The organism is Brochothrix sp., from assembly GCF_017549435.1.
Lineage (GTDB): Bacteria > Bacillota > Bacilli > Lactobacillales > Listeriaceae > Brochothrix > Brochothrix thermosphacta.
Genome location: NZ_JAFYUW010000117.1, coordinates 1 through 20,423 on the forward strand (window position 1 = coordinate 1; position 20,423 = coordinate 20,423).

General features: G+C 35.5%; 19 protein-coding genes, 1 pseudogene and 1 other annotated feature. Of the genes and pseudogenes, 17 read left to right on the forward strand and 3 right to left on the reverse strand.

The annotated features are described in order from the left end of the window. The coding region (locus tag IKV95_RS07775) for an AAA family ATPase (protein WP_287451610.1) at positions 1-1,372 on the forward strand (1,372 nt) is incomplete at its 5' end. An 18-nt stretch (positions 1,373-1,390) separates the two neighbouring features. Further along, positions 1,391-2,077 (forward strand): 2,3-diphosphoglycerate-dependent phosphoglycerate mutase, encoded by a 687-nt coding sequence (gene gpmA, locus IKV95_RS07780; RefSeq protein WP_029091600.1) that lies wholly within the window; start codon positions 1,391-1,393, stop codon positions 2,075-2,077. Between the two features lie 105 nt (positions 2,078-2,182). Here the strand turns inward: gpmA and IKV95_RS11210 are convergent, their stop codons facing one another. Further along, entirely contained in the window at positions 2,183-2,365 is a 183-nt protein-coding gene (locus tag IKV95_RS11210; protein WP_029091601.1) for a DUF2929 family protein, read from the reverse strand. 205 nt (positions 2,366-2,570) lie between these two features. Here IKV95_RS11210 and IKV95_RS07785 point away from each other — a divergent pair, with 205 nt between their 5' ends. The 6 genes from IKV95_RS07785 to IKV95_RS07810 all read left to right on the forward strand — a co-directional run bounded on the left by IKV95_RS07785 (position 2,571) and on the right by IKV95_RS07810 (position 8,039). Beyond that, a complete protein-coding gene (locus tag IKV95_RS07785) occupies positions 2,571-3,509 on the forward strand; it encodes a beta-ketoacyl-ACP synthase III (protein ID WP_029091602.1) in 939 nt (312 codons plus the stop codon). A gap of 151 nt (positions 3,510-3,660) precedes the next feature. Then, a complete protein-coding gene (fabF, locus tag IKV95_RS07790) occupies positions 3,661-4,899 on the forward strand; it encodes a beta-ketoacyl-ACP synthase II (protein ID WP_069119621.1) in 1,239 nt (412 codons plus the stop codon). A 144-nt stretch (positions 4,900-5,043) separates the two neighbouring features. Beyond that, complete coding sequence (locus IKV95_RS07795) at positions 5,044-5,628, forward strand: MptD family putative ECF transporter S component (protein ID WP_029091604.1); 585 nt, start codon at positions 5,044-5,046, stop codon at positions 5,626-5,628. 12 nt (positions 5,629-5,640) lie between these two features. Further along, a complete protein-coding gene (locus IKV95_RS07800) occupies positions 5,641-6,309 on the forward strand; it encodes an energy-coupling factor transporter transmembrane component T family protein (RefSeq protein WP_029091605.1) in 669 nt (222 codons plus the stop codon). Further along, the gene (locus IKV95_RS07805; protein ID WP_287451611.1) at positions 6,310-7,761 is read left to right on the forward strand and encodes an ABC transporter ATP-binding protein; all 1,452 of its coding nucleotides are present in this window, start codon (positions 6,310-6,312) and stop codon (positions 7,759-7,761) included. It begins immediately after the preceding gene. Positions 7,762-7,823: 62 nt separating this feature from the next. Continuing rightward, positions 7,824-8,039: a hypothetical protein gene (locus IKV95_RS07810; protein WP_029091607.1), complete on the forward strand. Its 216-nt coding sequence runs from the start codon at positions 7,824-7,826 to the stop codon at positions 8,037-8,039. A 72-nt stretch (positions 8,040-8,111) separates the two neighbouring features. On the opposite strand, the gene IKV95_RS07815 is transcribed toward IKV95_RS07810, so the two are convergent. Then, complete coding sequence (locus IKV95_RS07815) at positions 8,112-8,336, reverse strand: hypothetical protein (protein WP_029091608.1); 225 nt, start codon at positions 8,334-8,336, stop codon at positions 8,112-8,114. 213 nt (positions 8,337-8,549) lie between these two features. Between IKV95_RS07815 and IKV95_RS07820 the strand changes: the two genes are divergently transcribed. Next, positions 8,550-9,017: a glutathione peroxidase gene (locus IKV95_RS07820; protein ID WP_029091609.1), complete on the forward strand. Its 468-nt coding sequence runs from the start codon at positions 8,550-8,552 to the stop codon at positions 9,015-9,017. A gap of 62 nt (positions 9,018-9,079) precedes the next feature. Here the strand turns inward: IKV95_RS07820 and trpS are convergent, their stop codons facing one another. Then, complete coding sequence (gene trpS / locus IKV95_RS07825; RefSeq protein ID WP_232011805.1) at positions 9,080-10,069, reverse strand: tryptophan--tRNA ligase; 990 nt, start codon at positions 10,067-10,069, stop codon at positions 9,080-9,082. A 57-nt stretch (positions 10,070-10,126) separates the two neighbouring features. Further along, positions 10,127-10,359 (reverse strand) — a binding site (T-box leader). 209 nt (positions 10,360-10,568) lie between these two features. Between trpS and spxA the strand changes: the two genes are divergently transcribed. From spxA to pbp4, 8 genes and pseudogenes are all read left to right on the forward strand, one after another. Then, positions 10,569-10,976, forward strand: coding sequence for a transcriptional regulator SpxA (gene spxA / locus IKV95_RS07830; RefSeq protein WP_029091611.1), 408 nt, complete (start codon positions 10,569-10,571; stop codon positions 10,974-10,976). 258 nt (positions 10,977-11,234) lie between these two features. Beyond that, positions 11,235-11,915 carry an adaptor protein MecA gene (gene mecA, locus IKV95_RS07835; protein WP_069119615.1) on the forward strand — a complete coding sequence of 227 codons (681 nt, stop codon included), beginning with the start codon at positions 11,235-11,237 and terminating at the stop codon, positions 11,913-11,915. A 120-nt stretch (positions 11,916-12,035) separates the two neighbouring features. Next, a complete protein-coding gene (locus tag IKV95_RS07840; RefSeq protein ID WP_069125708.1) occupies positions 12,036-13,148 on the forward strand; it encodes a competence protein CoiA in 1,113 nt (370 codons plus the stop codon). 76 nt (positions 13,149-13,224) lie between these two features. Then, on the forward strand, positions 13,225-15,033 hold the full coding sequence (gene pepF, locus IKV95_RS07845; RefSeq protein ID WP_218730114.1) for an oligoendopeptidase F: 1,809 nt from the start codon (positions 13,225-13,227) through the stop codon (positions 15,031-15,033). 316 nt (positions 15,034-15,349) lie between these two features. Then, positions 15,350-15,574: pseudogene (locus IKV95_RS11275) on the forward strand (transporter substrate-binding domain-containing protein); the annotation flags it as partial. Positions 15,575-16,027: 453 nt separating this feature from the next. Then, a complete protein-coding gene (locus tag IKV95_RS07855; RefSeq protein WP_425304251.1) occupies positions 16,028-17,449 on the forward strand; it encodes an amino acid ABC transporter substrate-binding protein/permease in 1,422 nt (473 codons plus the stop codon). Further along, the gene (locus IKV95_RS07860; RefSeq protein WP_029091616.1) at positions 17,430-18,158 is read left to right on the forward strand and encodes an amino acid ABC transporter ATP-binding protein; all 729 of its coding nucleotides are present in this window, start codon (positions 17,430-17,432) and stop codon (positions 18,156-18,158) included. The genes IKV95_RS07855 and IKV95_RS07860 overlap by 20 nt, the downstream gene beginning before the upstream one ends. A 208-nt stretch (positions 18,159-18,366) precedes the next feature. After that, positions 18,367-20,385: a penicillin-binding protein PBP4(5) gene (pbp4, locus tag IKV95_RS07865; protein ID WP_287451613.1), complete on the forward strand. Its 2,019-nt coding sequence runs from the start codon at positions 18,367-18,369 to the stop codon at positions 20,383-20,385. Positions 20,386-20,423 lie beyond the last annotated feature (38 nt).

Below are 20,423 nucleotides of genomic sequence, written 5' to 3' on the forward strand. Positions count from 1 at the left end.
AATGCCAAATGAGTTAGATGAAATAACGCGTCGTGTGATGCAACTAGAGATTGAGGAAGCAGCACTTGAACAAGAAAAAGATGATGTGAGTGCAACTCGTTTAGATGTATTACGAGAAGAGTTAAGTGAACTTAAAGAAGAGAAACAACAAATGGAAGCAAAATGGAAAGCAGAAAAAGATGAAATTGCTAATGTACGTGAAGTGCGTAGCTATATTGATGAATTACGTCATCAGTTGGAAGATGCTGAAAACAACTATGACCTAAGCAAAGCAGCAGAGTTGCGTCATGGTAAAATTCCTGAAGAGGAACAACGTTTGGCTGAACTAGAAGCAACGGCTGAAAATGCATCAGATGATAATCGTTTAGTGCAAGAATCTGTGACACAAGAAGAAATAGCTGATGTAGTATCTCGTTGGACAGGTGTACCGGTTAAACGGCTTGTCGAAGGAGAACGTAATAAATTACTACATCTTGACGATGCATTGCATGAACGTGTTATTGGTCAAAATGAAGCTGTTGAATTAGTGAGTGATGCCGTTATTAGAGCACGTGCAGGTATAAAAAATCCACGACGTCCTATTGGTTCGTTCATCTTCTTAGGTCCTACAGGTGTTGGTAAAACAGAGTTAGCCAAAGCTTTGGCTAATCAGTTGTTTGATAGTGAAGATCATATGGTTCGTATCGATATGAGCGAATACATGGAAAAATACTCAGTGTCTCGTTTAGTTGGAGCACCACCAGGCTATGTAGGTTATGAAGAAGGTGGACAACTCACTGAGGCAGTGCGTCGAAACCCTTACTCAATTATATTGCTTGATGAGATTGAGAAAGCCCATCCAGATGTATTTAACATTTTATTACAAGTGTTAGATGATGGACGAATCACTGACTCACAAGGTCGACTCGTTGATTTTAAAAACACAGTCATTATTATGACATCGAATATCGGTTCACAATATTTACTTGAAGGAACAAAAAATCAACAAATTAGCCCAGAAGCTGAGGAGCAAGTTATGGCAACGTTAAGAGGACATTTCAAACCTGAATTTTTAAATCGTGTGGATGACATAGTGTTATTTAAACCGTTATCGCTTGATAATATTTCAGGGATTGTATTAAAATTAGCTAAGAGCCTCGAAGAACGTCTTAACGAACAACAAATCACTTTGAAAATCACTGATGAAGCAGCTAAATTCATTGGTGAGGAAGCTTATGATCCAGCATATGGCGCTCGTCCGCTCAACCGCTACATGATTCGTCATATTGAAACACCGCTTGCGCGTGAAATTATTGCCGGGGATATAGGTGAAGGTGATACAGCAGTTGTGACTGTTCAAGAAGGGCAATTACTGATTACGAAAGAAGCGTAATCAGAAGGAGGAGATCATATGAAATTAGTGTTAATTCGTCATGGACAAAGTGAATGGAACAAAAAGAATCTTTTTACTGGCTGGGAAGATGTTGAACTTTCGGAACAAGGTATTGAGGAAGCGAAGCATGCAGGTCAGCTAATCAAAAACGAAAACATTTCATTTGATCACGCCTTTACATCGGTTTTAAAACGGGCAGTTCATACGTTGAATTTTGTATTGCAGGAAAGCGATCAAGATTGGTTGCCTGTAACAAAACATTGGCGTCTAAATGAACGTCATTACGGAGCTTTACAAGGATTAAACAAAGCTGAAACTGCTGCGAAGTATGGTGATGAAAAAGTGCACCAATGGCGTCGTAGTTATGATGTTTTGCCACCTTTGATGGAAGTGAGTGATGAACATCACCCAACGCATGATCGCCGCTACGCAAACGTTGATCAACGTGTGTTACCCGGTGGTGAAAACCTTAAAGTAACATTAGAACGTGTGCTACCTTATTGGTCTGATGCGATTTCACCAGCACTTTTACGTGGTGAGAACGTTGTTGTTGCAGCACATGGTAACAGTTTAAGAGCGTTAATAAAATATCTCGATAATATTTCTGATGCTGATATTATGGAAGTGGAAATTCCAACAGGAACACCACTTGTATACGAATTAGCAGATGATTTAACAGTCGTGAGTAAACATTATTTAAAATAAAGTGGTAATTAGACTAAGCTAAAAAGAAAGGTGCTGAATAAAAATATTCAGCACCTTTTTTTGTAAATAAAAACCCTATGCGTTGGGCATAGAGTTTCATACGTATTATTCAGAAAGCTCATCGTGACTTTTAAGGATAGCTGGTAAGAACCAGATCGCTAAGGTAACGAGAGTCCCTAGGATGACTGTTTGACCTATGTGGAAAGGCACATCAGACATCGAACTTACAACATAGTTAGACATTGCACTTAAAATGAAAACCCAAAGCGCAGAGATAAAATAACGCATCGTTGACACCTCCAAATTATAACCATTGCTGCTTTCATTTTAGCATATTTACAGAAGTTATGAACGTTAATCTATAAAATAATCGGTAAATGTGTCATTATAAATAAAGAGTGCGTGATAAATGAACAAACAAAGTTGCAAAAAACAAATAAATGTTTTAAAATTAGTACCAGGTCATAATAAGAATCGAAGGAGTGTTTTAAAAATGAACGCAGGAATTTTAGGGGTCGGAAGTTATATTCCAGATAATATCGTTACAAATAAAGATTTAGAAAAAATTATCGATACAAATGATGAGTGGATTCGCACACGAACAGGAATTGAAGAACGACGTATTGCACCGGATGATATTGATACTGTTGATATGGCAATTGGAGCTGCAAAAGATGCTATCAAAGATGCAGGGTTACAGCCCGAAGATATTGATTTTATTATCACTGCTACTGTAACGCAGACACAACGCCATCCTTCTATTTCAAATTATGTGCAACATGCGATTGGTTCTAAAAAAATCCCTGGCATGGATCTTGAAGCAGCTTGTTCAGGTTTTATGTTTGGTGTTGTAACTGCTAAACATTTTATTGAAGCGGGTACGTATAAAAATGTGCTTGTTATTGGTGCTGATAAGCTTTCTAAAGCGACAAACTGGGAAGACCGCTCAACTGCTGTTCTTTTTGGCGATGGAGCAGGAGCAGCCGTTTTAGGAGCAGTAAGCGATGACAATGGTATTTTGAGCTTTGAGTTAGGTTCGGATGGAGCTGGCGCTGAATTCCTTTATGAAGATGAAAATCATAATATTAATATGAACGGAAGCGAAGTCTTTAAATTCGCAGTACGTCAAATGGGTTATTCAGCCTTGTCGGTTCTTGAAAAAGCAGGCATTGAAAAAGAAGAGCTCGATTTATTAATTCCTCATCAAGCTAATATTCGTATTATGAATGCTGCTCGTGAACGACTTAATTTACCAGAAGAAAAAATGATTAAAACTGTTCACAAATATGGTAATACATCATCAGCTTCAATACCTGTAGCTCTTTGTGATGCTGTTCGTTCAGGTAAAGTTAAAGACGGTGACAATATTGTACTTGTAGGCTTTGGTGGCGGTTTAACATGGGGTGCAGTGTTACTTCGTTGGGGTAAATAAAAGATAAAAGATACAAATGAATTCACAAATACTGAAATTAATATATAATAGAAGAGGATGGTCTTTTTATTTAACGACATTATTATACTTTTTCTAAAAGACTAAATTTACAAAGGTAGTTTATATTACTTTAAAAGGAGCGAAAGATACGATGACCAAACGTGTAGTTATCACGGGTGTTGGTTCAATAACACCATTAGGAAACACAGCTGAAGAGTCATGGGAAAATGCTTTAGCAGGTAAAAATGGGGTTGGAGAGCTTACTCGATTAGACACTACTGAATACGCAGTTAAAGTTGGTGCGGAAGTAAAAGATTTTGATATTGCAACGTACATCGATCGTAAAGCCGGCCGTCATATGGACCGTTTTACACAATTCGCAGTTGCATCTGCCTTTATGGCAGTTGAAGATGCTCAGTTAACAATCGATGAAACAAATGCTGAAGATATTGGTGTTTGGATTGGATCTGGTATCGGTGGTATGGAAACATACGAAAAAGAATTTGAGAAATTAATTAAACGTGGACCTAGTCGCGTGAGTCCTTTCTTCGTTCCAATGATGATTCCTGATATGGCAACAGGTCAGGTTTCAATTCAATTAGGAGCTAAGGGAGTTAACTCTGCAACTGTTACAGCATGTGCAACAGGAACAAATTCTATTGGTGATGCTTTTAGAGTTGTTCAACGTGGTGATGCAGTAGCGATGATTACCGGTGGAGCTGAAGCACCGATTACTAAAATGTCGATGGCAGGTTTCACATCAAGCAAAGCGTTATCGCTTAATCCTGATGTTGATACAGCTTCACGTCCATTTGATAAAAACCGTGATGGTTTCGTTATCGGTGAAGGCGCTGGTATTTTAGTTATTGAAGAGTTGGAACATGCGCAAGCGCGTGGTGCTAAAATTTATGCAGAGCTTGTTGGTTATGGTTCTACTGGAGATGCTCATCATATGACTGCACCTGCTCCAAATGGCGAAGGTGCTGCTCGTGCGATGAAAAAAGCTTTAGCAGATGCTACGCTTGAACCAGAGGCAATTGATTATATCAATGCTCATGGAACAAGCACGCCTTACAACGATGAGTACGAAACAGCAGCAATCAAATCAGTTTTTGGTGAAGCTGCATACTCAACGCCTATTTCTTCAACTAAATCGATGACAGGGCATACGCTCGGTGCATCTGGTGGAATTGAAGCGGTATTCGCTGTTCAAACAATTCGTGACAATGCAATTGCTCCTACAATTCACTTAAATGAAGCGGATGAAGTATGTGATTTAGATTATGTACCTAACGTGAAGCGTGAGGTAGAAGTAAATACTGTTTTATCTAACTCTTTTGGGTTCGGTGGACATAACGCATGTTTGATTTTCAAACAGTTTAACGACTAAGTACTTCGTTTGAATAAGTTACTACTAAAGAAAGTACATTCCTAGTGAATGTACTTTTTATATAGCTAAAACATTGACATTGAGAATGACTATCAATTAAAATAGAATGAGTATGTCATCAGAAAGAAAAGAGGAATGAACTTCATGGAAAAATTAACCATTCGCGATTTGGTAACAATTGGTATTTTCACAGGTATAATTTATATTTTAATGGGTGTTGTAGGTTTTGGACTTACAATTGTGACACCTATTCGTGTTTATATAGAAACTGCAACAATGTCGCTTTTAACAATGTTACCTTATTTGGTAATGTGCCGCCGAATTGCTAAACCAGGTGTAATTTTGATTTTTAACGTAGTTTTAGGTATTTTATTAATGTTTATGGGAATGTGGTATACAGTGCCATTTATCTTAGTAGCTGCTTTAATTAGTGAGTGGTTGCTTAAAGTAAATAACGGTTATAAGAGTAATAAACTGATTGTCTTTTCACATATTCTACATTATGTCGTCGTCAATATTTCAATGATTATTCCATTCACATTCTTTAGAGAAAAATATATTTCAGCATTACGCTCAAGTAAGCCATATGCTAACGAAATGATTGATTTGTATTTAAGCGTTCAAGGTCAACTATTTGTGGGTGCCATCACAGTCGTATTTTCATTAGTTGCTGCATATATTAGTATAAAAATGGTCAACAAACACTTCACATCTGTTAGTCGACACTAAGGAGCCAAGAACATGTCAGTTAGATTTCACCCATTAAGCACCATTATTGTTTTAATAATGGCAATGATTATGGCTTTTGTTGCGAATAGTTTAATCCCAATAATGTGGTTCAGCGCCTTTTTAGCCTTGTATTTAGTTGTACAAGGTTTTTATAAGACTACATTTTACATGATTCTCACATTTGTTATTTTTTATGCCCTTTATGCGGTTGGCGAAAGCATGGACTTACCCCAAAGTATTTCAATGTTTTTAATCTTTCCGTATTTCGGTCTACGCTTAATGCCAATCTACATGGCAGCTGTTCCTTTATTGAGAAAAATCTCGCCTTCTGAAATGCTCCAGTTTTTTGAGAAAATGCATTTTTCACGTCGAATTAGTTTGCCGGTGGTCGTTTGTATGCGTTATACGCCTACGCTGTTAAATGAATATAAAACAATTCGCCAATACGTCAAACAACGTTTAATGGGAAGACCGTTCTGGGAAAAATGGGAATATTTGATGATTCCGTTTTTATTTCGTAGCATTAAAATTAGTGAGGAATTATCTGTATCGGCAACATTACGTGGGATTGAGTTGAACAATACGCGTACAAATGCTGAGCAGTTACATTTTAAGTGGTTTGATAAAACGGTAAGCATACTGGCAGTTATTCTTGGAATCGCTTTGGAAGTAGGGTTATAAATGATAGAGCTAAAAGATGTCACATATAAATATCAGGGCCGTGAAGAACCAAGTATTAAAGGGCTTAACTTGAAAATACCACAAGGTCAGGTCGTTGTGATCACTGGTAAAAGTGGTTCAGGTAAAACAACGTTGACACGATTAATGAATAGTCTCGTACCTCATTATTATGAGGGGCAGCTCCAAGGAAAAGTGACTGTGAATGGTATTGACACAGCAACTCAACCGTTATGGAAACTTCCTTTTACTGTAGGTTCTGTCTTACAAGACCCTCGCAGCCAATTCTTCGGTTTACATGTGAAGGATGAGGTTGTATTTGGTGCGGAAAATCATGCAGTGCCTCAAGCGGATATCCAAACGAGGTTGTCAGAAGTGAGTGAAGCTTTAAAAATTAACCACTTATTGAACCATTCATTGTATCAACTTTCAAGTGGAGAAAAACAGCGCGTGGCACTTTCATCCGTACAGATGATGAGCCCAAATGTTTACTTGTTTGATGAACCCTCATCGAATCTTGATGCTGAAATGGCTGTTTTTTTAACAAGTTTTATTGAAAAATTAAAAAAACAAGGGGCAACGCTGATTATCAGTGAGCACCGACTGCATTATTTAATGGGTGTAATGGATCGTTTAGTTGTATTAAAGCAAGGAGAAATTGTAGCAGATATTCCGCAAATTGAAGTAGAAGAGTATCTTGAAAATGAAGGAAAGAATCAAGGTTTACGTCAATTAGCACCAAAAGTAGCAGCTTACGAAGCAATAGATACCACAAAGTTAGCACCACTTGTTTCAGTTGAGAAGCTGGTCTATCAACCTAAAGATAGTACCTTTAAATTGAACATAGCTGAACTCAATGGTTTCCCGGGTGAAGTTATTGCAATTGTTGGAGGAAATGGTGCTGGAAAAACAACCTTAGCTCGGGCATTAGCGGGCTTTATAAAACCAAAATCAGGTGTTGTTAAAATGAATGGCATTAAAATGAATCAGCGTAAACGGATGCAACACAGTTGGTTTGTTGCTCAAGATGCTGATTATCAACTTTTTTCTGAGAGCGTAGCCAAAGAGTTGATTTTGGGAAATGAAAAACAACCCAATATTACTGAAAAAGCAGCGTTGCTTTTAGATAAAATGGGACTGACACATTTAAAAATGGCGCATCCGATGCAATTATCAGGTGGAGAAAAACAGCGTCTATCTATATCTGTTGGTTTGATTCGTGAGCGAGATTGTTTGATATTAGATGAACCAACGAGTGGATTAGATGGGTATCATATGAAGCAAATGGCGGATTACCTTCGAACACCTTTGTTTAAAGAAAAGTGTATTTTCATTGTGACTCATGATGAAGCTTTTATTGCTTCTTGCTGCACCAGAGTTGTTCGCTTGAAGGATGGTAAAATCATTGAGGATAAACCAACTGTAATTGGTGAGAGCATTAAAGAGATGATGTAGTTTTTTTCTATAATGTGGGTATATTATAATATAATCATACCCATTGAATAGGAGGAAGGTTTATGGATAAAACAATGAATCAATTACTTATATCTTTGCTGTTTGTTTGTATTGGTAGTGTGCTTGGAATTATTATTTTTTTAATTGGCTCAGGTGAATTGAACATCGTAATGCTACTGACTCTTATTTTTATTACCAGCGTTAGTTTTGTGATTTTTCGTTATATCCTTACAACCTATATTAAAGATGGTGAGAACAAGAAGAAACCACTGTTGTGAAATGAAATTTAATTAAAATAAGAAAAATAAAAGACCTCCTAAAATTAGGAGGTCTTTTTTATCGATAGTTAGCTAGCTGTTAACACCGAATGAAGACAATAAGAACATTAAAAGTAAAAGAATAACGATGATAGTAACAGCAATTGCTATTTTCAGAAAGAATAAAAAAGTTGGGTTTTTGTGTTGCTTATCGATGTTAATACATACTTTTCTAATATATATAATGATTAATGTGATTAAAACTAAAGAAATTGTTATACCAATTATACGACCGGCTAAGCTGAAAATAATGAACAAAGGACATCCCTCCTGATATACGCATAAAAAAACATATATCTTAATGATATCATAGTACATCAGTGTTACCAAGATGATAATGTTTTGATTACCATCAAACTTCATTAAAAATATATACATTTAACAAAAATTCAATGTATAAAATAGTCAGTCAAAATAGGCGGTGATTTGATGATGCTCTGTTATAATAACAGCAAGAAAGGGTGGGATAATATGTCAATTTATGATTTTGAAGTTACTGAAATGAGTGGGGAAAAAGTATCTTTGAGTAAGTATAAAGATCAAGTTATTTTAATTGTTAATACAGCAAGTAAATGTGGCTTTACTAAACAGTTAACTGGTTTAGAGGAGCTTTACAAAAAGTATGAGGATCAAGGGTTTGTTGTATTGGGCTTTCCTTGTAATCAATTTTTGGCACAAGACCCTAAAAGTAACGAAGCGATAAATGAATTCTGTCAAATCAACTATGGTGTGACATTTAAAATGCATGAAAAAATTAAAGTTAATGGTCGCAATGCGGACCCTTTATATCAATACTTAGTAGCTGAAACAGATGGGAAAAAAATTCCATGGAACTTCACTAAATTTTTAATTAATCGTGAGGGTGTCATTACGAATCGTTTTGAAGGTAAGGTAGAACCTGAATCATTCGAAAAAGATATCGTGACATTATTAGATTAATTAACTCTATAGAAAAACACCCTGATTTTTAAAAATCAGGGTGTTTTTTATTAGTGTGAAGATTAACGACGACCCAAGCCCATTGCTTTTTCCATCGCTAGAAGTGTTTTTGAAGCTATTGCATTTGCTTTCTCAGCACCTTGATCTAAAATATCATCAAGTTCTGTTGAAACAAGTAATTCTTCAAGTCGTTCTTGAACAGGTGCTAATTCATCAACGACAATTTTAGCTAAATCAGTTTTGAAATCACCGTATCCTTTGCCATCATACATGGCTACGATCTCGGCAATTTCTTGTCCCGTAATAGCTGAATAAATGGTCAGTAAGTTTGAAACGCCTGGTTTTTCTTCTTTATCATAAGATATGATACCCGAAGAATCGGTCATCGCGCTTTTAATTTTCTTAGTGATTTGAGCAGGCGTATCGGTTAAGAAGATAGTCGCTTTTTTATTGTCGTCTGATTTACTCATTTTACGAGTAGGTTCTTGTAATGACATGATGCGCGCCCCTTGTTTTGGAATAGAAATATCAGGGATAGTAAAAACTTTTTTGTATTGTTTATTAAAGCGCTCAGCTAAATCACGCGTTAATTCAATGTGTTGTTTCTGATCATCACCAACGGGTACGATATTTGTATGATAGAGTAAAATATCTGCAACCATTAAAGGTGGGTAAGTGAGTAGGGCCGCGTTAACACGCGCTTTGCCATCTGATTTATCTTTAAATTGAGTCATACGTTCGAGTTCACCAACACTCACAACACATTGTAGCATCCAAGCAGCTTGTGCATGCGCAGGAACCTCTGATTGAATGAACAGCGTTGATTTGTCTGGATCAATACCTACAGCAAGATACAGTGCAGCTAAGCGACGTACACGTTCTTTAAGTTGTTTTGGATCTTGTTTCACCGTGATGGCATGTTGATCAACGACACAAAAAATACAGTCGTTGTCTTCTTGAAATTTTGTAAACTGTTTAAAAGCGCCTAAGTAGTTACCAAGCGTTGGCGAATCGCCACTGGGTTGTACACCTGAAAAAATAACTGTCATTATAATAACCTCCAATTTTTAATAAAAAAAGACAAAATAAAAAACACATCTATCTCCTTAAAAAGGGACGAAAATGTGTTGAATCCGCGGTACCACCCTAAGTGCCAATAAATTGGCCACTCGTGCCTTCCTAAAAAGGCATCATTTAACGTGGATTAGACGCTTTATACTACTTAAGGTTCATATAAAGTGCTCGGAAGTCCATTCAACATAATTATTTGCCTATTTTCCAGCAACCACAGGCTCTCTTGTAAGTAATTTTTATGTTTACTAATCTTCGTCATAACATCGGTTCATTTAATATATATTAATGATATAACGATACAATTATTCTGTCAACCATTTTGAAATGACGTAAAATGATAATAAAAGTGAAACTTTTTTTCTAATTCTCATTAAATTCTTAGTTAAGAGGGCTTTTTTTTCATCTGTTCTTTTTTTAGAAGCGATATACTATGGTTATAGAAGTTAATAATGATTTTAAAAAAGGAGTGGATGGAAAATGGTTACATTATACACATCCCCAAGCTGTACTTCATGTCGAAAAGCAAAACACTGGTTAGAAGATCATAACATTGAATATAAAGAACGTAATTATTTTAACGATAATATGTCATTGGATGAAATTAAACGAATTTTAAGTTTAACAGAAAATGGCACAGATGAGATTATCTCAACAAGATCAAAAACATTCCATAAGTTAGATCTTGATTTGGAAAGCTTATCGCTTAAAGAACTTTGTTTGTTAATTCAACAACACCCAGGTTTGTTACGTCGCCCGATTATCATTGACGAAAAACGTATCCAAGTGGGTTATAATGAAGACGAAATTCGTCGTTTCTTACCTCGTGGTGTGCGTACATTTAAATTACGCGAAGCACAACGTTTGGCTAATGCACTACAAGCATAGATTAACTGATAACAACAAGGCTGATTGCATGAAATTGCATCAGTTTTTTTGTTTCTTTTGAAGAAAAATTGTAAAAATGAACAACATGTAAAGGGTTAGTGCAATTAAAACTTAATTATGAAACAAATACTTTTCTTTATTTGAGAGAATAGGTTAGAATGGGATATATAATAAGAGATTAGAACTATTAGAAGATATTGAGTACATATACTTACATCTGATAGAGTGCTTCTCATAAGAGAAGGGAGAGTGTGGAAAATGGAAATAGAAAGAATAAATGAAAATACAATTAAGTTTTATATTTCATATGGTGATTTAGAAGAAAGAGGCTTCAATCATGAGGATATTTGGTATAACCGTGATAAAAGTGAAGAACTTTTCTGGAATATGATGGAAGAGTTAAACTATGAAGATCAGTTTAATCCAGATGGTCCATTATGGATACAAGTACAAGCAATGAAAAAAGGATTAGAGGTTGTTGTCACTAAAGCAAATCTCGCTAAAGATGGAATCAATCTTGAGTTTACAGCAGAAAATGACAGCGATAATAAATCACCTAAAGAAATTGAAGATGATGTTGAAAAACAAATCGAAGCAATATTAGAGGAACAAGTGGATGCAATGAATACTAAAAAAGCAGATACAGATAATCTCAATTTTGTATTAGAGATTAAAGAGCTAGAAGATGTCATTGCTCTTTCTCACCAAGATAAAATTTCAGGATTACACTCTAATATCTATTACTATAAAGAACGTTATTACTTGGAGGTTGAATTTGATTCTCAAGAAAATGCCATTGATGCGATTGATGACATGTTAAGTGTTCTTCTTGAATACGGAGACGAATCAGAAAAATCACCACATGTTATGCGTGAATATGGGAAAGTTATTGCATTAGAAAATGCTTTAGAAACAATCAAATTAAATTTTGAACGTTAAATCATATATTAAGAGTTTCATTCGACCTTTTTCGGTCAGGATGAAGCTCTTTTTTTTATATAAATTTAAAAGGTAGTTTAGACAATTAAGACGAATGGTTAAATACTAAGGAGGGATTGTATGCAACGAGCAATTAATCAAAAAGACGAACTCATACAAATCAATGAAGCTAACGTGCAACATCCTTATTATTGTCCATCATGCGGTGCTATATGTATCATTAAACAGGGTGATAAAAAACGTCATCATTTTGCACATAAACAAAATACCAGCTGCCAGTCAGGCGAAGGAGCAACACATCGCCTAGTAAAAAAAGAGCTTTATGATTGGATTAGTAAAACAGATCGCGCAAGCAGTGAATTTTATTTCCCTGAATTAAAGCAACGAGCAGATATATATGTACCAAAAATGAATCACATTATTGAGTATCAAGAGTCGCATCTACAAACTAAGGTTTTAAAAGAGCGGATGGTAGGCTATCGGTCATTAGGCAAAACAGTGACTTGGTTAACGAGTGTGCCAAAATACAAAGGTGGAACGCTTTACTTGAGTCAGCTGCAAATTTTTTTTATAAATTATCACCCTAAATGTGGTTTTTATTTGTTAAGTTATTGCTCTATCACAAAAAGAGTACACTTATATTATGATTTAAGAGGGGTATCCACTAAACGCTTTTTTGCTAAAGTAGCTAAAATTGGATTAGCCGATTTAACCTATTCAGAGCTTTCAAGATGGATAATTACGCATAGAGATTTGATAGTGAACAGCACCAATGAAATGACAGAACATAAAAGGCAAACAGCTATTTTTAAGTTTAAATCAAAAGAACAGCGTATGTTTCAACGCGAATTGTATAGTGCATCTGAACATTTATTATATTTTCCTTATTACGTGGGTGTCGTTTTACCGCAACAGTGGTTGCTTGATACCGATGCCTTTATTTGGCAATACCGCTTAATAAAATATATCCAAACAACGGGATTTAAAACGATAGAAGAAATTTCCCAGTGGTGGGATACAATAATTGCGAAGAAATATTTTGTTTATATCCATCAGCAATATTCGCATCATTTGTGGCATAGTTATCTTAAGCTGCTTGTAAAACTCGGTTATGCGTTAATCGAAAACAATGGATATATAATAGAAGGTATTGTTTTTAATGCTATCGAAAAGAAACGCGAATGGCCACGTTTGAAACAGGCGATGAATCAGCTTCAAATCCAACTAAATTAATGTAAGTGCTTACGGTTGCACAAAGGTGCGGCTTGTTGGATAATAGAATCATACTAAAAAAAAGGACTGATTAACAATGGCTGGAAAAGCAATTACACGCTCTGAAGTGCCTGTAAAAGACACTTGGGACTTAACAAGTATTTTTGAAACAGATGAAGCATGGGAAACAGAATTTAAAGCTGTCCAAGTATTAGCAGAAGAAGCAACTAAATTCCAAAAAACATTAGGTGATAGTGCAGACCAGCTTCTTGCAGCTTTAAAATATAGTGATGAGCTTGTTGTTCGTTTATCACAAGTTTATGTTTATGCAAGTATGAAACATGATCAAGATACTAGCAATACAGAGTATCAAGCGTTAAATAGTCGTGCAGAATCATTGGCTGCCAAAGCCTCAGCTGCACTATCTTTCTTTGAACCGGAATTATTAGATATTGATGAAGCGGTACTTGCCGCCTTTATTTCTGAATCTGACGAATTAGGTGTATACGCGCATGAGTTAGAACAAATCAATAAGAAACGTCCTCATACATTGTCTGCTCCTGAGGAAGCGTTATTAGCTAAAGCAAGCGAAGTATTAGGCTCATCACAAAATACTTTTGGTATTCTAAATAATGCAGATTTACGTTTTCCAACAATCAAAGATGAAAATGGTGAAGATGTAGAGATTACACACGGTCTATACGGTCCATTATTGGAAAATAGCGATCGTCGTGTGCGTCGTGACGCTTTCCAAAATGTGTATAAAACGTATAAGTCATTGCTTAATACATTTGCCTCAACGTTGACTGGTCAAATTAAGCAAGATAACTTCAATGCATCTGTTCGTAAGTTTAGTACTGCCAGAGAGTCGGCTGTTTTCAGCAATAATATTCCTGAGTCAGTTCATAAAACATTGCTTGAAACGGTAGGGAATAATGTTGATTTATTACATCGTTATGTGAGTTTACGCAAGCAGGTATTAGGTCTTGACGAATTGCATGTTTACGATCTTTACACACCGCTTGTAGCGGATGTAGATGAGCTTTCATTTACGTATGAAGAAGCTAAACAAGTAACAATTAATGCCTTAGCACCTTTGGGTGAAGAATATGTTTCTATCCTTAAAGAAGGTTTTGATAAGCGTTGGGTAGATGTGGTTGAAAATAAAGGGAAACGTAGTGGCGCATACTCTGGCGGTTCATACGGTACCAATCCATTTATTCTATTAAACTGGCATGATACATTAGATAATTTGTATACATTAGTTCATGAGTTTGGGCACAGTGTGCATAGTTATCTCACTCGAAAAAATCAACCGGCAGTTTATGGCGATTATACAATCTTTTTAGCAGAGATTGCTTCAACTACCAATGAAAATTTATTGACAGATTATCTTCTGAAAAAATATGATGATAAAAAAATCCAAGCCTATATTATTAACCATTTCCTTGATGGTTTTAAAGGTACTGTTTTCCGTCAAACACAATTTGCAGAATTTGAGCACCTTATTCATGTTGCTGATCAAGAAGGTAACGCTTTAACAGCTGAATATCTAACTGATCTCTACTATGGTATTAATAAGAAATATTATGGTGATGCACTGGTACACGATGAAGAAATTGGTAACGAATGGGCGCGTATTCCTCATTTCTACTACAATTATTACGTGTATCAATATGCAACTGGTTTTTCTGCAGCTTCAGCTTTGGCACAACATATTTTGGACGAAGGAGCTCCAGCAGTAGAACGTTACATGACGTTCTTAAAAGCAGGTAACTCGGATTATCCAATCGATGTGTTGAAAGCTGCTGGCGTTGACATGACTACTGCAAAACCAATTGAGGATGCTTTGAAAGTTTTCGAAGCACGTCTAGCTGAATTCGAAGCAATTATTATAGAAAAATAAAAGTGCGATTTAAAACGTAACACCTTCATTTTTTGAAGGTGTTTTTTTGTATTTGATGTTAGAATATCTAACATTTTATCAGAGACGACTAATAAATCCATAATAGGAAAGACCTTATAAAACAAGGGAAAAGCAGAAAAAAAGAAGCTGAGAGCATGTTACAACAGCATTTATCATTTTAAAGAATATATTCAATCGATAAATCTTATGTTAATATCAAGTATGGGTTATTTGATTTGAAAGGGAGGATAAAATGAAAAAGTTAACAAAAATAACAATGCTATCATTGCTGCTATTATTAATTACAGCTCTTGTAATGGGTTGTTCAAATGATAAAAATACGAAACAAGAGACATATACAATTGCAACAGACGTAACATTCGCTCCATTCGAATATAAAGATAAAGGTGAATATGTTGGAATTGATATGGATCTTTTAAGAGCAATTGCAAAAGATCAAGATTTTAAAGTAGAAATTAAGCCGCTCGGTTTTAATGCAGCTGTTCAAGCTTTAGAATCTAAACAAGTAGATGGCGTTATTGCTGGAATGAGCATTACACCTGAGAGAGAAGCTAAGTTTAGTTTCTCAAAACCATATTTTGATTCAGGCGTAGTAATGGCGGTCGCTGATAAGGATGATTCAGTTAAAGATTATTCTGATTTAAAAGGCAAACGTGTCGCTATAAAAACAGGTACTGAAGGCGCAAGCTTTGCAGAATCGATTAAGTCTAAGTACGGTTTTAAAACAGTTACTTTTGATGATTCAGCAAATATGTATGATGATGTGAAGACAGGAAATTCTGTTGCTGCATTTGATGATTATCCAGTACTTGCCTATGGTGTCAAAGAAGGTAATGGGTTAAAGATTGTTACACCTAAAGAAAAAGGTAATTCATATGGTTTTGCTGTTAATCAGTCAGGCAATGAAGAACTGTTAAAACGTTTTAACAAAGGTTTAGCAAACTTAAAAGAGTCTGGTGAGTACGATAAAATCATTAGTAAATATCTTGGTGAATCCAATGAAAAATCAAAACAAGTAAAATTAGATCGTGATAAAAAATATGCAATTGCAACAGATACAACATTTGCACCGTTTGAGTTTGTTGATAAAAATGGTGATTTTGTAGGTATTGATATGGATATTGTTAAGGCCATTGCAAAAGATCAAAACTTTAAGTATGAAATAAAATCAGTTGGGTTTAATTCAGCTGTACAAGCGTTAGAGTCGAATCAAGTGGATGCTGTTATTGCAGGTATGAGCATCACGCCTGAACGCCAAGCGAAATTTAATTTCTCGGATCCTTATTTTGATTCAGGTGTCGTGATGGCTGTCGCTAAAGACGATGATAAAGTAAAAAGTTATGACGATTTAAAAGGCAAAAAAGTTGCAGTTAAGACGGGAACAGAAGGAGCAACTTTCGCGAATTCTGTTAAAGAAAAATATGGTTTTACAACCGTTGCTTTTGATGACTCGGATAGCATGTACAACGATGTAAAAGCGGGGAATTCAGTCGCTGTCTTTGATGACTACCCAGTGTTAGCTTATGGCGTTAAAAACGGTAATGGTTTGAAGTTAGTGACTGATAAAGAAAAAGGTAATTCATATGGTTTTGCTGTAGGTAAAGAGCGTAATGGCGAATTGCTCAATGCGTTTAATACAGGACTTAAGAACATTAAAGCAAGTGGCGAGTATCAGAAAATTCAAGATCTTTATTTGAAAACTGATACACCACAAACTGCTGCTAAAGATAAAACATTTTTTGGTTTAATCAAAGCAAATTATCCTGATCTATTAAAAGGATTAGGAATGACAATTTTATTAACAGCGATTTCGTTGGCAATTGCCTCAGTTGTTGGTGTGATGTTTGGATTTATGCGAGTATCAACCAATCCGATTGTACGCTGGATTAGTATTATATATATCGATATTTTCCGTGGGACACCACTAATTGTGCAAGCATTCTTTATCTACTTTGGTGTACCAACTGCCTTTGATTTCCGCCTTTCTGCCTTTGCAGCAGGTATTATCACCCTGAGTCTTAATGCAGGTGCCTATATGGCTGAAATTGTTAGAGGTGGTATCCAATCAGTTGATTCTGGTCAAATGGAAGCAGCACGTAGTTTAGGATTACCATATAAAACAGCAATGCGACGCGTTGTTATTCCACAAGCAATTCGTGTAATGATACCATCGTTTGTGAATCAATTTGTAATGACCTTAAAAGATACATCAATTCTATCGATTATCGGTATTTACGAACTGACTCAAAGCGGTAAAATTATTATTGCTCGTGATTTGGAATCATTGAAAATTTGGTTGATTGTCGGTATCATGTACTTTATTGTAATCATGTGCTTAACTAAAGTGTCCGACTTCCTTGAAAGGAGAATGGCAAATGGCAAAGTTAAACGTTAAACAACTAAAAAAATCGTATGGACAACTTGAGGTATTAAAAGGTGTTGATGTAGAAATTCAAGAAGGCGAAGTGGTTTGTGTTATCGGTCCTTCTGGTTCTGGAAAAAGTACCTTTTTACGCTGTTTAAATAAACTTGAAGAGATTACAGCCGGTAATGTTATCATCGACGGAAAAGATTTAACTGATACGAAAGTCAATCTTAATAAAGTTCGTGAAAGTATTGGAATGGTTTTTCAACATTTTAATCTGTTCCCTAACTTAACAGTTTTGGATAATATTACATTGGCTCCGATAGAGTTAAAGAAAATGACAAAAAGTGAAGCAAAAGAAAACGGGTTGAAATTACTTGAGCGTGTTGGCTTATCAGATAAAGCCAATGTTTACCCACAAACATTATCAGGGGGACAAAAGCAACGTGTTGCAATTGCCCGTGCTTTAGCTATGAATCCTGATATCATGTTATTTGATGAACCAACTTCAGCGTTAGATCCTGAAATGGTTGGTGAAGTTCTACAAGTAATGAAAGATTTAGCCAAAGAAGGTATGACAATGGTTGTTGTTACTCATGAGATGGGTTTTGCTCGTGAAGTAGGTGATCGTGTTATCTTTATGGATGGTGGTTATATTGTTGAGGAAGGCGATCCTGAAGTAGTCTTCACTAAGCCTGAGCATCCACGTACAATTGATTTCCTCAATAAAGTTTTATAAAAAAATAATTCAGTCTGAGACAGAACTATTCTAGCTCAGGTTATAGAATAAGAAACTGAGTGAATGAGGGTGTGCGTATATAGGGTACGTATCCTAAATGATCGATAGGTCATTGTTTTTCTTTAGTAAAAGACAGCCAGAACTATTCTGGCTGTCTTTTTACTGTTACAATCGGCTATAATAGAATGTGAAAGGGTGTGGCAATAATTTGAAAAATAAACGATTGGCCATCAGTGGAGCGATATTAGTAATTGTAGTTATAATAGCAGTTATCGTTTTTACTGTATTAGCGAAAAATAATGGTAGTGCTGAAAAAAAAGTTGTTAATAATTTTACTGAAGCTTTACAAAAACAAAAATATGACGCGATAGCGCCCTTAGTTGTATCTGATAAAGCTAACGATGAAAAAAATTCAGAAGATATTGTTAAGAGATACAAAAATGTATTTGATAGTTTGGAAGTTACTGAAACAAAAATAACTAATGTAGATGTGAAAAAGGATGAAGAAGATAAAAAATATCACTTTAGTTATACGGCAAAATACAAAACGTTTTTAGGCTGGACTGAGGAATTTAAATATAAAGGTTCTTTTGTAGAAGATAATGAGGAGGTTAAAATTGCTTGGCAACCAAGCCTCATTATACCGTTTATGTCTCCAGGTGATAAAATAGCTGTTGATAATACTGCAGCAAAACGTGGTGAAATTGTTGATGTGAATGGTGAAAAATTAGCTTTTAATAAGCAACAAAAACAAGCAGGTTTATATCCAGATCAATTGAAATTAGGAAAAGGTCAAAAAGAAAATCTTAAAAGTATTGCTGCTTTATTTGATGTTGATGAAAAAATACTTACAGCTCAATTAAAACAAGAATGGGTACAAGGTGATAGTTTTGTTCCGATTAAAATAGTACCACTGAGTTTTAAAGTTCCTGATGCTATAAACGGTGTTACGATGAAAGAAGTACGTGCGCGTTATTATCCTTATTCAGAAGCTGCATCGCATTTAATTGGTTATGTTGGTGAAGTATCTGCAGAGGATATCAAAAAAGAACCCACATTTAAACCAGGCGATTTAATTGGTAAATCAGGCTTAGAGTATACGTTTAACAAGCGCTTAAAAGGTGAAAATGGTGGAAGTATTACTGTTGTGAATGATGTTACTGATAAAGCCGATAATGTTCAGATGAAGAAGGCTGTTAATGGTGAAAATATTCATTTAACAATTAATGCAGACATTCAAGCCAAAGCTTATGAAGAATTAAAAGATACTGTTGGTTCATACACAGCGATGGATCCTAAAACAGGGGGTTTAACAGCCTTAGTGAGTGTACCTGCTTATGACCCTAATAAGATGACTGCGGGTATTACTGACAAAGATTACGCAAAATACGAATCAGATAAAAATTTACCATTCTTAGCAAGATATACCGCACGTTATGCACCAGGCTCTACATTTAAAACGATTACTGCAGGGATTGGTTTAGATGCAAAAAAAATAGATCCACTTAAGAAAAGAGCCATTACAGGTTTGAAATGGCAAAAAGATAAATCGTGGGGTGACTATTTTGTTACCCGTGTTTCCGATGTGCCCCAAGTGGACATGACAGATGCATTGGTTTATTCAGATAATATTTATTTTGCTCAAGAAGCATTATCAATGGGACAAGATACAATGGAAAATGGTTTGAAAAAACTCCCATTTGGAACTGATTTTAAACTCCCATTAGATATGGCTGATGCCCAATTATCAAATAAAGGTATCAATAGTGATATATTGTTAGCAGACACCTCTTACGGGCAAGGAGAGTTACTTATTACACCGATTCAACAGTTAGCAATGTATTCAACATTTGCTCGTGACGGTAAGCTAATTTATCCCCACTTAGAAGTAACTAAAAATGCCCCTAAAGAAACAGAAATATTTACTAAAGAAACGGCTGAAAAAGTGAAAAATGCTCTTTATGAAACGGTTAACCGTCCAGAAGGAACTGCACACGGATTACAGACTGCTGGGAAGCATATTGCTGCGAAGACAGGTACAGCCGAAATTAAAGAGAAACAGGATACCAAAGGTGATGAGAATAGTTTTGTATTAGCAATGGATACAACAGATGCCTCATACATATCAATCACAATGGTTGAAAAATCAAATGTGAATTTAAAAGGTAAAAAAATTGTTGATGTGACTAAACCAATACTTGGTTTTTATTATGATAATTTGAAGTAAAGAAAAAACATGCCAACATTGTTGGCATGTTTTTTATA